Raw genomic sequence first — 12,778 nt, 5'->3', positions numbered from 1 at the left:
ATATGATCTTGCTCCTTCATAGACTGTATTAAAAGCTTGTCTAATAAGGGGGAGTTAATCGATGAAAGGATACGCTGCTTTATTTTTCGGTGCCATACTCATTGCTGCGTTTGTATTAAAGGAATATTCAGCAGGAGTGGGCGGTTTTTTTACTATGACTCCATGGTGGATGTATTTCGTCCTTTGCGGCATCATTTATAGCGGTTATCGGATCGTCACGCTGTTTCAGGAAGATCGTGAAATTGAGCAGAGAGTCATTGAAGAAGAAGGCAGAGTTTACATGGAGCGTATTCAGAGAGCAAAGGCTCAAGGCCCCGCTGAAGATAATGATGCGGAAGATTTAGTTGCAGCTGCTGCGGATGAAAATGATCATAATAATGGTTCGGATCAATAGTAGAATAATCTATAAAGAAAAGACCTGCGAAGAGCAGGTCTTTTTTGACTGTCTTTCTAAGGAACACAGGTTCATGCTGATTTGATCATTTTATATGATAATCCGCTTTTTTTATGTGATGACGTGTATTTTTGATGTGATGAGGCACGTTTTTTATGTGATAATATGCTTTTTTTATGTGATAATATGCTTTTTTTATGTGATCCGAATTCCTATGTTCTTTTCAAGAGGATTTAGCAGCCAACTGGGTGCACGCTGCTTCTGCATGAGCGCAAATAACCATCCAAAACAAAAACCAGGCCACTTCAAGGGCCTGGTTTTCATCATTTCATGTCATTATTGTTGCGGCATTTCTGGCATTTGCGGTTGTTCTGCTTTCTTTTCCATCTTTTCTTTTAGTTCTTTATCTTTTACTTTAACATCCGCTTTTTTGCGAAGGTTTTCTAGGATTTCAGTGATTGGTTTTGCTTTTTGCTGCTTCAATTCTTGTTCAATTTGTTCTTTCTTGTCTTCGAACTTGTTTTCACGCTTGTCCGTTACTTTGATGATGTGCACGCCATAATCGGACTTAACAAGGTCGCTTGTTTCACCTTTATCAAGAGTGAATGCTACTTTTTCAAATTCAGGTACCATTGCACCTTTACCGAAGAAGCCAAGGTCTCCACCTTTAGATTTAGATCCAGGGTCTTTAGAGTACTCTTCTGCTAACTTAGCAAAGTCTCCGCCTTCGTTCAGTTTCTTTTGTACTTCTTTCGCTGTTTTCTCGTCATCAACAAGAATGTGGCTAGCTTTTACTTCTGTTTTGTATTTTTCGTCGAACGTTTTCTTCATTTCTTCGTCAGAGATCTTAACGCCTTCTGTTGCTGCTTTTTCATTTAATAGCATGGATTTTACACGTTCTCTAAGTTGCTTTTCATCAGCTAAGCCGTTTTGTTCAAGTGCTTGTTTAAAAGCATCTTCACCGCCAAGCTCTTCTTTAATCTTGTCGATTTCTTTATCGATTTCTTTGTCTGTCACTTTATATTTATCTTCAAGTACCATTTCGTCAATCATTTGGTTTAATACTTGGTCACCGTATTGTTCTTTCATTTTATTGTAAAATTGCTCTTTTGTAATATCTCCAGCTTTAGATTCAACGATGGCTTCTGAATCTGCACCACCAGCGTTATTACAAGCGGATAGTGAAATAAGTCCCGCTGTTAGCCCTACTGATAACATCCATTTTTTCATTTTTTAACACTCCTACTGTGAAGTAATAATTTAACATCTCTTACTATAGCATAAACGTTGCGGGTATTCCTATTCAATAAACGAAATATGAGAAAATTTACACATTATAAATTCAGTATTTACGGGTATTCAGAGCAATCTGGAGAAAAAAATTTTAAAAACCGGGTCATTCGTCTAATCAAAACAGGGCGCCTCACTATATGATATGGAGAAAGAAAAGGGAGGTATGATGATGGGTTATGGTTACGGTCATGATTTCGGGGGAGGATTTGCATTAATCTTAGTTCTTTTTATCCTTCTCATCATTATAGGAGCTTGTTACTGCTATTGATGGAGAATAGAATTTTTAATTGATAAAAAGGGCGAATGCCTATGCGTGCATGACTGGTCATGCATAGGATAGTGTACAGATGACTGAAGGAGGTGGCTTTCATGGGCTACGGGCATGGAAAAGGCTTCGCATTAATCGTTGTATTGTTTATCTTGTTGATCATCGTAGGTGCTGCATGTTTCTGCTAAAATAAATGCCAGTCTCGCAGGACCTTTTCTTATGAATGGGAACTGTCAGGCTTGACGTTTACAAGCAGATTCGTTAATGTGTTGTTTTACTACTCTTGATCAAAAGGTGCAATATATGTATGGAATGGTTACTCAAGGGGGAATGCAGTCTGGTTCCCCCTTTTATATTTTCTATAGAACGTTTGAAATATAGGAAGAAATGAGCAGAATGGTAATAGACACGTTAATTGTTCGATAGACAGAATCCTGCTGCTTTGAGGACAAGTTCTTTTTGTCACATAATTTATGTGTGAGCGAATTGAACACAAATAAAAATATAGGTGCTAAAAATACGAAGATATAGCCAGCCATATAAAAACCTCCAACATGAACTACTTGTTTAACTTTACCAAAATATGTGGAATATGAATAGGAAAAATACTTCACATGAGATGAGAGAGGGGAGAGAATATGAGAAACGGATGGAAAGCTGCGTTTTTTGCTTTGCTGCTGCTGCTTTTGATCATACCTGCAGCCATAGTTATACTGCTTTTGAAAGATCCGGCGGGTGGCCATTTGGATCGAAGCATGCTGAAATCAGATTTACGTGAAAATCAAAAATTGTTGAGTATACATACAGAAAAAGAGCAGGTTGAGGATCTGCTTAATAAGGAATTGCGAAAAAAGGCGCCAAACGTAAATGTATATGTGAATTTAAGGAATGATGAAGCCGTTCTTAATGGTTCTTTTGTTGCTTTTAAGCAGGAGATTCCCTATCAAATCACGTTTACACCAGAAGTCATGGATAACGGTGATTTGCTCTTAAAAGAGAAGGACATGCAAGTCGGACGTTTTCCTATACCGGGGGATGAGGTCTTTACACTGCTAAAAGATACAATTGAATTCCCGGAATGGGTGGATGTATATCCAGCCGATGAAAGCATCTTGATGAGGATAACCGAAATGCCTACAAAACCAGGTTATGCTGTTAAAGCTGAAGAGTTTGATTTAAAGAAGAACTCAATTAAATTAGGAGTCTATACGAAGAACTAGGAAAAAGCGCTTCTGTTTGCCGGTTTTGGTGAAGAAGCGCTTTTTTTATTCGTCATCAATTATTCATACCCAAATGGAGAAAGTTGGATTATAATTATTATAGACATAGATTGACTAGAAAGCAGGGTTTGTATGGAGACGGTGGAGGAAAGATTAGAAAGACTAGAATTTTATAATCAGCTTACGATTGAGAGTGTCGATCTAACTTCGTATCCGTTCTTCAGATTGGTCATGGAAAAAAAGCTCACCGAGCAAGAAGTAAAGGATATCTTCCTTCTTTGCGATGAGCTTCAGAAAAAATATGAAATGCAGAGTGAAGAAGGCTTTGTTCATTACACGCCGCTGCTGCTGCATTTTGCAGGCATGTTAACGCCTAAGCTCTCACCGAGAGAAACAATTACAGCATTGCTTCAACAAGAGAAATACATTTCCTTGATGGAGAAACTGTATGAATTATCTGTTCGTTACGAATGAGAAGAGGCAATTTCCTCAGCTGCCATAACAGGCGAGGAAGGTTGTTCACCGATTGATGCTTCGATCTTTTCTTCTAGTTTGTTAAAAATCGACATAAAGTCATCACCATAAAGATTACGGATAATCGACATCAGTTCTGGAAATTCAGGGAATCTGCCAAAAAGCTCTTTAATTGGCATGGAAGCACTGAAAACACCGAATTTTGAAGGATCATACGTATTTAGTGTTTGAAGTAAAAGCTCTTCACCTTTAGGTGTTAGACAAATATATGTATTTCGCTTATCATCTTCTTTTTTAGAAAATGTTAGATAGCCTTGTTCTTCAAGCTTCTTAGAGAAGTTAAACGCTGTGGAAACGTGCATAACACCAAATTTTGCAATATCAGAGATTGATGCACCCTCAAGATGATGAGCAATCCAAAGAATATGGTGTTCATTGATGTTCAAACCATAATCTTTAATCCAATTTTGCCAATCCTTTTCGACGCTTTTCCATAATGCTTTACTAATCTGTGAAAGTTTGTGACTATAGATCATGGCTTCTTGAAAACTATATAATTGATCTTTGTTCATTTTTAAAATGCCCCTCCATCTTATAAAACACATCCTATTCCTCATTATGCCAGTATTTCCTATAATAAGAAAGTAAAATTTTTCAATATTTCCTTATTTTTTAGTAAAATAGTTTTACATCTTTTAGCAGATATACGCTTCATATTGGTATCATCATATGTTCAGCGTAAAAGAAAAAAATTCTCCGAAGCTGGAGAATTTTTTTTGAGAAATTATTTGATTTCTTGTTCCATCTCTTCAGGTACTTCTTCAATTGTAGATGCGGCTGTTTCTTTTAGAGCCTCTTCTTTTTCCTTATTAGCAAATTTGATCTTTGCTCTAAGCTGAATCCCGTCACGCTTAATGCTAGAGAAAGTAGATTTCATTTTATCCATATTTTCTTTCAAGTCTTTTCTTACTTCCTTACCTGCTTTAGGTGTTGAAAGTAATGTAGCTGCTGCTGTTACTACCGTTCCTAATGCGAAACCTACTACCATGGATTTTTGTTTTGACATCTTAAATTTCCTCCCCATTCTTTTAATATCTAATTAATTCGTGAATATCTCTTATTATCCTATGAAAAATAATGACGAATATAAAAATATTTCCCGATAGATTTCGTCATGTTTGGACAAGATAGACATTGCAAATCTCTTTTGGTCGAAACATAAAAAACGATGCAGATCCAGCAGTGACGAGGAAATGAACATCGACAGCATGTTTTCGCGAAAAATGTATCAATTGTCTAAAACGGTAGATATTTGACTGTGTTTGGAGAAAAAGAAATAAAAGAATAAAAAGGACTGCTTTCTTAACCGCTTTTTGGGGGAGCTATTTCCGTTCGTGGATGCTCGCTTTCTGCCTTGCGAGGAGATTTTTAGGTAGTAGGCAGGAGTCTCGCACCTTACGCTCCAATCAACTATTCAATTTTGCTGTAACAATAATCTAAAAAAGCAATAAAGAAAAAAGAAATGATAGGAATTGACGAAGAGGATCAAAAGAGGGTATACATAAATAAAAAGGCTGGAGGGATATGGGTTGAAACAAAATACAATCGGTAACTATTTCAACAAAATGAAAGAAAAAGCGAGTGCTGTCCTTGAAAGTTCTACCCAAACAGGTGAGCTAGTATCAGAGGCGGAAAGCAAAAGTTCACAGCCAGAAAGCCAAGGGCTGAATAAATTAGGGTCACAAGTAAAAGCTCTAGTACGACTCGTAAAGTCTTATAAAAAAGGTGATTATCGTGATGTTTCTAAAAAGTCTTTAGTACTTATGGTGGCTGGACTTCTGTATTTTGTGAGTCCGATTGATGCTGTTCCAGATTTTCTTATTGGTGCAGGATTACTAGATGATGCGACTGTACTTGCTTTTATTTTTAAAACTCTATCAAGCGAAATAGATGCGTTTCAAACGTGGGAAGAAGAGAAAGAGGAAGAAGACACATACGTGAAGCCAGCTCCTTAAGGAACTGGCTTTATATTATTTGTTTATGCTGTTAAACTTGATCGTTTAGAAAATCGTTCTGCTACTGGATATATGAAGAACATGATCAATCCGCTAACAATACTCGTTGGAACAACAATCATTCCGATAAAACTGAATAGTGAGCCTGGAAGTCCGGCTACTAGCATTGCGACAAGAAGGAATAATGTTCCACTGATAATGGTTCCGACTACCGTTAGAAGAACGGCGCTAATTGCATTTACTTTTACTTTTTTAGCTAATAGGAACAAAGCCAAAAAGATAAAAGCAGTTATTGGTTTTTCAACGATATTTGCAATTTGTCCGCCAGCCATTCCTGTTGTTAGTGCTGATATAACACCTGCAGCCATACTTGCGATCAATACGTTTTGTTTCGTAGGGGCAAGCATGATAGCTAAAAACATCATTACGAGCAGCAAATCAGGTTTCATTCCAAAAAATAATGGCGGTACGATCGTGTGAAAAACATACCCTAATGCAATAAGTACAGAAGTTAAAGCTAGTGATTTAGTATTCATTTCTCATCTCTCCTCAGCTATTCTTTAGCCTAATTTCTCTCCAATAGTGTCCTCATGACCTATTGCGAAAGTACTTTCATGTTACCAGATGTCTATACAACTGAAAAGGGTTAAGAACTACTTTCCGTATTTTTCCTGAAATTGAACCATGAACTCTGCAAGGCTGTCGCAAGATTCTTGGGGAACGGCATTATAGATAGATGCTCTGAATCCGCCAACAGATCGGTGGCCTTTTAAACCGTAGATTCCGTTTTCTTCGCTCTCTTTTATAAATTGCTGTTCTAGGTCTTGGCTGCCCAACGTAAACGTAATATTCATGTCTGAACGTGAATCACGCGTTGCGTAGCCGTTGTAAAAACCTTTGCTGCGGTCGATGGCATCATAAATGACTTTTGCTTTCTTCTTATTCCTAATTTCCATCTCGTTCACACCGCCTGACCTCTCAACCCAGCCGAGAACGAGGTTAAGAAGATAGATGGAATAGACGGGAGGGGTGTTGTATAGAGATTTGTTTTTTGCATGAACAGAATAGGACAAGATCGATGGGACGGTTTTGCTATCTTGCAAAAGATCTTTTCTAATAATGACAGCAGTTACACCAGATGGACCGAGGTTCTTTTGAGCTCCTGCATAGATCAGGCCGTATTTATCGACAGAAAAAGGTCTACTCATAATATCGCTTGACATGTCAGCTACAAGAGCAGGATGTGAAAATGCATTTAAGTCTGGCCATTGAGTGCCATAAATCGTGTTGTTAGAGGTGATGTGCAGGTAAGCATCATTTTCGCTTGGTACATAATCTATTACAGGAAGCGTACGATATCCAGAAGCCTTACCGGTTATAACGGCTTCACTCAATCCGATTCTCTGTGCTTCTTGATAAGCTTTTTCAGACCAAGAGCCTGTTAGAATATACTTTGCCGTTTTTCCATCAGTAATAAGGTTCATTGGGATCATAGCGAATTGCAGACTTGCGCCGCCTTGTAAAAACAAAACATCATGTGTATCCGGGATATCGAGCAAGCTTCTCATTCGGTTCTTTGCTTGTTCATGGATGTCTTCGTAATCTTTTCCCCTATGACTGTGCTCCATGATATTTAAGCCAGTGCCTTGAAAATCATCCCATTCTTCTTTCGCTTGCTGCATAACCTCTTTGGGCAGTGTTGTTGGTCCTGCTTGGAAATAAATGCGTGTCATCGTTCTCCTCCTCATAAAATAACGCTGTTTTAGCAAACTTTGAGCTCTTGAAAGTGGTTGATTTCCGTTCCAGGTGCTTCGCTTTCCGCGGGGCAGGCGGTGAGCCCCTTGCCGCTTTGCTCCTTTAAGGGTCTCACCTGACCGCTCGTCCCGCAGGAGTCTCACACCTTACACTACAATCAACTTTTCAGTGATGTCTGATAAGCAACAATCTTTTAGAATAGAGCATAGATTAAAAATGAATATGAAAAAACTGCCCAGTTTAAAAAAAGGCAGTTTTAATATGTAACGCTAGTTTTTAACGTTTTCTTTAATAGTTTGAGCAATTTCTGTCATTTCGTTCGCAGGGGTATCCTGCGTTTTCCAGACCGCACCAAAACCGTCACCAGATCCATATCGAGGGATAAAGTGCATGTGATAGTGGAAAACAGATTGTCCAGCTGCTTCACCGTTGTTATTTAAGATGTTCAGACCAATTGGATTAAACGTTTGTTTAATTCCTGAAGCAATTTTAGGCACGACAGAATAAAGTTTCGCTGCTGTTTCTGCAGACAGTTCAAAAATATCCTTGGAGTGCTCTTTAGGAATGATCAGCGTATGTCCTTTTGTCACTTGGCTGATGTCTAGAAAGGCCAAGACGTTCTCATCTTCATACACTTTGTAGGATGGAATTTCACCCGCAACAATTTTACAAAAAATGCAGTTTGAATCGTGGGACAAGTGGCTCACCTCATTTTTTTACTTATCATATCACACATAATCAACCAAAAAAATATGGTATCTTTTTTATCTTATCAAAAGGCTCTTTACTAAAGAGTTGTTGCTTTGGATCCTTTTTCTTCTTTGGATAGTTGATTGAAGCGCAAGGTGCGAGACTCCTGCGGGATGAGTGGGGCAGGTGAAACTCCTAACAGCGCAAAGCGCTAGGAGGTTCACCGCACACCCCGCGGAAAGCGAGCAGCCTGAAGCGGAAATCAACTACTTCTCAGAGCACTGGAGTTCGCGAAAACAGCAAAAATAAAGAAGAAGGGTCCTATTCAATAATAGAACCCTCCTTCTTATAGAGGTTAGAGAAGAAAGGAGAACACGAAAACAAAACAATACGATTTTTTAGCCATGCACCTCGGTATTAAGAATTTGCAATTGCTCAAGCACTGAATAGTCCAAGAGAATCATCTCCTTAAAAGTTTGCATATCTGAAAAAATCTAATACCTTGCATCTTTCTCCCTGAAGAAGGGGGGATACCTTCTTCCCTCTTATCTTGTCCATGAAGTCTCTGTTGTTATACATATAAAATTGGTAAAAGAAACGTGAATTACGCTATTATAAGGAAAGAATGACAAAAAGGAGGATTCTCCGTGAAAAGAAGACAACTTGTATTAACGATGACACTTGCTGCTAGTTTTCTCATCTCAGGCTGTGGAAATCAAAGTAAGGAAGATCATAAAAATCATCAAGAGAAATCACAATCAAAAAATGAAGGTTCTCATCAAGGACATGAGAATCATCTGCCGAATGGCGATATTCAAGAACTTACGGCGTCAATGGATGTGCTGCCTGGATTTTTAGATAAACAGCCTAAAGAGATTGCAGCCATCTATGCAGCAGCGCCTAAATATAAAGAACTGCTTGAATCTATGCCTTGTTATTGTGGTTGTGGAGGTTCAGCTGGGCATAAAGATAATTATGATTGCTTTGTTGCAGAGAATAAAGAAGGTGGAGAGATCGTTTGGGATGATCATGGAACAAAATGCGGGACGTGTCTTGAAATTGCGGCAGTCAGCATGAGTGAATCAGCGAATGGCAAGAGCGATCTAGAAATCAGAAAAATGATCGATGAAAAATATAAAGAAGGCTATGCAGAACCAACACCAACACCAATGCCTGCTTCATAAGGGGTAAAAGGGTAAAAAATGGCAAAGAATAAAGACATAGATAAATGAAAAAGGAGGGTATTAGATGAAGCCGATCCTTGAAGTTAACGATCTATCAGGAGGTTATCTTCCTAATCAGCCTGTTATTCATCATTTGGATTTCTCAGTAAAGGAAAATGAAATTGTTGGGCTGATCGGTCTGAATGGAGCAGGTAAAAGTACGACGATTAAGCACGTTTTAGGTCTAATGGAACCGATGTCTGGCACATCAAAAATTGATGGACAGACTTTCAGAGATGAACCGGAAATTTATCGCAGTCAATTTACGTACATACCAGAAGTTCCAATTCTTTATGAAGAGCTAACACTTTGGGAGCATCTAGAATTAACGGCAATGGCGTACGGCCTTGAAGAACAAACCTTTTTAACCCGTGTCCGTCCCTTATTGGAAGAGTTTCGAATGGACAACAAGATCAAGTGGTTTCCAAGCCAGTTCTCTAAAGGAATGAAACAAAAGGTAATGATCCTTTGCGCTCTGTTAGTAGAACCGAAGCTTTATATTGTGGATGAACCATTTGTTGGTCTTGATCCACTCGGAATTCAATCCTTTTTGGAGTATATGGTGAAGTTTAGGAACAGCGGAGCAGGTGTTTTGATGTCGACTCATATTTTATCGACGGCAGAAAGATACTGTGATCGTTTTTTAATTTTGCATGAAGGAAAGTTAGTATTGAGCGGAACTTTAGAAGAATTAAGAGTAAGAAGCGGGCTGGAAAACGCGACATTAGATGAGATCTATCTTTATGTGGCAAGAGGTAAAGTCACATGATTGATGTAAAAAAATTATGGACAAAACGGCGCAATGCCCATTTAACGCAAACACTTAAATATTTTAGTTTAATGGCAAACAGCGGGCTCATTGTTTCCTTAATTTTGCTCATCGTTATTGGAAGTGTGTATTATGCGAAGCTGCTTCAAGCGCTGCCTAAGGATTTCCCAGCCGTCTTCGTTCTTACAATCGTCTTTTCAATCTGGTTAACGAAGAGTGCAATCCGTACGTTGTTAAAAGAAGGAGATCTTGTATTTCTGCTCCCTGTGGAATCAGGAATGAAACAATATTTCTCAAAAGCCATCTCTTCAGCTACAGCAACAGGGGCTTTTTCAACCCTAATCATTTTTACTTTGCTCTGGCCGGTCGTTCAAGTTTTTATTCATGATGGCTGGAAAATGTACGTGACTTTTGGCTTCTTTTTAATTGCAGCTAAAGTATTCAATATATACGTGTCATGGGAAGAAAGAAGACTGCCCTATAAAAGTCATCAGTTGAACTATAGAATCATGAGGTTCATTGTGAATTTTGTGTATGCTTATCTGCTCTTTAATGAAGCATACATCTTTTTAATCGCAATCTTTGCAATTATGTATGTGCTGAAAAATTTTGTGTTTGGTGTCTTTAAAAAGCAGCATGGCTATCAGTGGGAAATGCTATTAGCAGAAGAACAAGCATTAAAAATGAAGGGCTATCGACTCGTCAATTACTTTACAGATGTACCAGCACTCAAACAGACGGTTCATAAACGACCTTGGTTAAACGGTTTAGCTGCTTTTTCATTTAAAAAGAAAAACGCTTTATCTTCTCTATATACGAAAACGTTTATCCGTTCGGGTGATTATTTAGGTTTATATATCCGTTTAATCTTAGTCGGTTTCTTCTTCCTCTATTTGATTCCAGCTGGATGGTGGCAGCTCGTTGTTGTTTTTTTGTTTTTTCAAATGTTCTCACTGCAGTTGTTTACCCTTTACACGCAATACAGATGGAATGTTATTTTCATGATCTACCCTATTGAGCAAGCCGTGAAGGTGAAAGCTTTTCAGAAGTGGCTTAAAAACTTGTTGCTCTTACAAGGGATTTTTTATGGAGTCTTTTACGGATTCCTAACAGGCGATTGGCTGATCGCCGTGTTAATGCCTGTTGCAGCAGTGGTTTACGGCTTACTTCGTTTACCGTCTATGACAAAAAAACATGTAACATTAACTCCTTAGCCCGAATGGTTGGGGAGTTTTTTTAGTCGTGTCCTTTAAGCGGATGTCTCAATCGATGAAATGTAAAAAGGTAAACAGCGTATAACTATTAATGAAACTTAATCCGCCGCGTTTACGTATCGGAAAGAGAGGAGGAGCGACATGAACGAATATGAACAAAAAGTTTCTGAAGAGCTAAAACAATGGGAAATTGAGATGTGCAAAAGACCGTCACTTTGGAATAAAGCAACAAAATCGGTTCAAACCAAGATAAACGAAAAGATTCCTCAAAAAGTGCACGATGTCATAACGGCAAGTATGAAACAAATGATAAAAGCGACTTTAATCGGCTCAAAATATACAACAAAAAGAACGATCAAATTTACAGCAGATCTTCGGGAACGTGATTACAAGTTTCAAGATCGCCTTGCTTTTTATAAGAAAACAGCTGCAGTTGAAGGAGCCGGAACAGGCGCAGGCGGTATTTTGCTTGGACTAGCAGATTTTCCTTTGCTTCTTGGTATTAAAATGAAGTTCCTTTTTGAGGCAGCAAGTATATATGGACTGGATGTAAGAGACTACAGAGAACGTATCTTCATTCTGCACGTATTTCGTCTCGCTTTCTCCGATCCTCAAAAACGGAAAGAGGCATATGAAAAGGTTGTTAATTGGAAGGAAACTATTAAGGAGTTTCCAGAACATCCGAATTCTATTGATCAGCTGAACTGGCAGGATTTGCAGCAGGACTATCGAGATCATATCGACCTTATAAAAATGCTTCAGATGGTGCCAGGCTTAGGGGCGATTGTAGGAGCGTATGCCAATTATCACTTTCTAGATGATCTGGGCCAAGTGGCGAAGAATTGTTTTAGGTGGCGTTTGTTGACAGATGAAAAAAACAAAAAAATAATAAATAAAAAGCACCCGCTTTAAAAGGGGTGCTTTTGTTTTGTTCATTTTAGAAACGGCTGTCGCTAAGTAAGCGGTCCATTTCTTCTTTATGCTTCGTTTCATCAGCGATCATATCTTCCAACTGAACAACAAGCTCAGTCAATTTTAGGTTAGAAGCTTGTTCCTTGCGCTCTTCATAACGTCTGATTGTATCTTCTTCAGCATTTCGAGCTTCTTCCAGCATTTCACGAACGCTCTCAACTTGTTTAACTGGTTTTGGTTGAGTAGTTGGTGTTCCTCCAAGTGTCTTAATCTTTTCGGCTAGGTAAAGAGCGTGTCCTTGTTCGTCAGCAATTTCACTTTGGAAAAAAGGTTTAAGAATTTGGCGGTACAACCCAGAAACCGTTGCAGCATTATGGTTGTACATAATGATTGCCGAGTACTCGTTTGCAAGATCCTCATTTAGTCCATCGATTAGTGCTTGTAAGTCTTTTTCCATTTGTATAACCTCCTGAATCTTGTTCTACAAAGATATCCTTCCCGTTTTCGAACAAACATAAACGAAAATTTAAGGATAGATTAGATTTTAAAAA

At 38.5% G+C, this 12,778-nt stretch carries 18 protein-coding genes; 10 read left to right on the top strand and 8 right to left on the bottom strand.

The window, feature by feature from the left end:
• Positions 1–61: 61 nt before the first annotated feature.
• Positions 62–394: a sporulation YhaL family protein gene (locus P8610_RS15065; protein WP_394605074.1), complete on the top strand. Its 333-nt coding sequence runs from the start codon at positions 62–64 to the stop codon at positions 392–394.
• Positions 395–730: 336 nt separating this feature from the next.
• Here the strand turns inward: P8610_RS15065 and P8610_RS15060 are convergent, their stop codons facing one another.
• Positions 731–1,624: a peptidylprolyl isomerase gene (locus P8610_RS15060; protein WP_289496925.1), complete on the bottom strand. Its 894-nt coding sequence runs from the start codon at positions 1,622–1,624 to the stop codon at positions 731–733.
• A gap of 205 nt (positions 1,625–1,829) precedes the next feature.
• Between P8610_RS15060 and P8610_RS15055 the strand changes: the two genes are divergently transcribed.
• Positions 1,830–1,955, top strand: a complete 126-nt coding sequence (locus P8610_RS15055) for a YjcZ family sporulation protein (RefSeq protein WP_394605073.1) — start codon at positions 1,830–1,832, stop codon at positions 1,953–1,955.
• A gap of 101 nt (positions 1,956–2,056) precedes the next feature.
• The gene (locus P8610_RS15050) at positions 2,057–2,143 is read left to right on the top strand and encodes a YjcZ family sporulation protein (protein WP_130297031.1); all 87 of its coding nucleotides are present in this window, start codon (positions 2,057–2,059) and stop codon (positions 2,141–2,143) included.
• 171 nt (positions 2,144–2,314) lie between these two features.
• Here the strand turns inward: P8610_RS15050 and P8610_RS15045 are convergent, their stop codons facing one another.
• The gene (locus tag P8610_RS15045; RefSeq protein WP_066239985.1) at positions 2,315–2,494 is read right to left on the bottom strand and encodes a hypothetical protein; all 180 of its coding nucleotides are present in this window, start codon (positions 2,492–2,494) and stop codon (positions 2,315–2,317) included.
• A gap of 99 nt (positions 2,495–2,593) precedes the next feature.
• On the opposite strand from P8610_RS15045, the gene P8610_RS15040 reads away from it, so the two are divergent.
• Together P8610_RS15040 and P8610_RS15035 are read left to right on the top strand one after the other, a co-directional pair.
• Entirely contained in the window at positions 2,594–3,175 is a 582-nt protein-coding gene (locus tag P8610_RS15040; protein ID WP_289496923.1) for a YpmS family protein, read from the top strand.
• Between the two features lie 132 nt (positions 3,176–3,307).
• Entirely contained in the window at positions 3,308–3,649 is a 342-nt protein-coding gene (locus P8610_RS15035) for a DUF1878 family protein (RefSeq protein WP_289496922.1), read from the top strand.
• Here the strand turns inward: P8610_RS15035 and P8610_RS15030 are convergent.
• On the bottom strand, positions 3,640–4,221 hold the full coding sequence (locus tag P8610_RS15030; RefSeq protein ID WP_394605072.1) for an HTH-type transcriptional regulator Hpr: 582 nt from the start codon (positions 4,219–4,221) through the stop codon (positions 3,640–3,642). The two genes, P8610_RS15035 and P8610_RS15030, sit on opposite strands and share 10 nt — an antisense overlap.
• A 212-nt stretch (positions 4,222–4,433) precedes the next feature.
• Entirely contained in the window at positions 4,434–4,715 is a 282-nt protein-coding gene (locus P8610_RS15025) for a YtxH domain-containing protein (RefSeq protein ID WP_289496920.1), read from the bottom strand.
• A 523-nt stretch (positions 4,716–5,238) separates the two neighbouring features.
• On the opposite strand from P8610_RS15025, the gene P8610_RS15020 reads away from it, so the two are divergent.
• A complete protein-coding gene (locus tag P8610_RS15020; RefSeq protein ID WP_394605071.1) occupies positions 5,239–5,664 on the top strand; it encodes a YkvA family protein in 426 nt (141 codons plus the stop codon).
• Between the two features lie 23 nt (positions 5,665–5,687).
• Here the strand turns inward: P8610_RS15020 and P8610_RS15015 are convergent, their stop codons facing one another.
• From P8610_RS15015 to P8610_RS15005, 3 genes are all read right to left on the bottom strand, one after another.
• On the bottom strand, positions 5,688–6,200 hold the full coding sequence (locus P8610_RS15015; protein ID WP_289496917.1) for a tryptophan transporter: 513 nt from the start codon (positions 6,198–6,200) through the stop codon (positions 5,688–5,690).
• A gap of 117 nt (positions 6,201–6,317) precedes the next feature.
• Positions 6,318–7,397, bottom strand: coding sequence for a 3-phosphoserine/phosphohydroxythreonine transaminase (gene serC, locus P8610_RS15010; RefSeq protein ID WP_394605093.1), 1,080 nt, complete (start codon positions 7,395–7,397; stop codon positions 6,318–6,320).
• A 291-nt stretch (positions 7,398–7,688) separates the two neighbouring features.
• Complete coding sequence (locus tag P8610_RS15005; RefSeq protein ID WP_394605070.1) at positions 7,689–8,117, bottom strand: HIT family protein; 429 nt, start codon at positions 8,115–8,117, stop codon at positions 7,689–7,691.
• A 639-nt stretch (positions 8,118–8,756) separates the two neighbouring features.
• Between P8610_RS15005 and P8610_RS15000 the strand changes: the two genes are divergently transcribed.
• The 4 genes from P8610_RS15000 (at position 8,757) to P8610_RS14985 (ending at position 12,227) form a co-directional block, all read left to right on the top strand.
• Entirely contained in the window at positions 8,757–9,293 is a 537-nt protein-coding gene (locus P8610_RS15000; protein WP_394605069.1) for a PCYCGC motif-containing (lipo)protein, read from the top strand.
• A gap of 64 nt (positions 9,294–9,357) precedes the next feature.
• Complete coding sequence (locus P8610_RS14995) at positions 9,358–10,101, top strand: ABC transporter ATP-binding protein (RefSeq protein WP_394605068.1); 744 nt, start codon at positions 9,358–9,360, stop codon at positions 10,099–10,101.
• Complete coding sequence (locus tag P8610_RS14990) at positions 10,098–11,315, top strand: ABC transporter permease (RefSeq protein WP_394605067.1); 1,218 nt, start codon at positions 10,098–10,100, stop codon at positions 11,313–11,315. The genes P8610_RS14995 and P8610_RS14990 overlap by 4 nt, the downstream gene beginning before the upstream one ends.
• A 141-nt stretch (positions 11,316–11,456) precedes the next feature.
• Positions 11,457–12,227 carry an EcsC family protein gene (locus tag P8610_RS14985; protein WP_394605066.1) on the top strand — a complete coding sequence of 257 codons (771 nt, stop codon included), beginning with the start codon at positions 11,457–11,459 and terminating at the stop codon, positions 12,225–12,227.
• A 25-nt stretch (positions 12,228–12,252) separates the two neighbouring features.
• Here P8610_RS14985 and P8610_RS14980 read toward each other — a convergent pair whose 3' ends face one another.
• Entirely contained in the window at positions 12,253–12,684 is a 432-nt protein-coding gene (locus P8610_RS14980) for a ferritin-like domain-containing protein (RefSeq protein WP_066391396.1), read from the bottom strand.
• Positions 12,685–12,778: the final 94 nt, after the last annotated feature.

The organism is Fictibacillus sp. UD (assembly GCF_043558025.1).
Classification (GTDB): Bacteria; Bacillota; Bacilli; order Bacillales; family Fictibacillaceae; genus Fictibacillus.
Note: the sequence above shows the minus strand (reverse complement) of the source record. Positions and strands in the feature narration are given on the sequence as shown.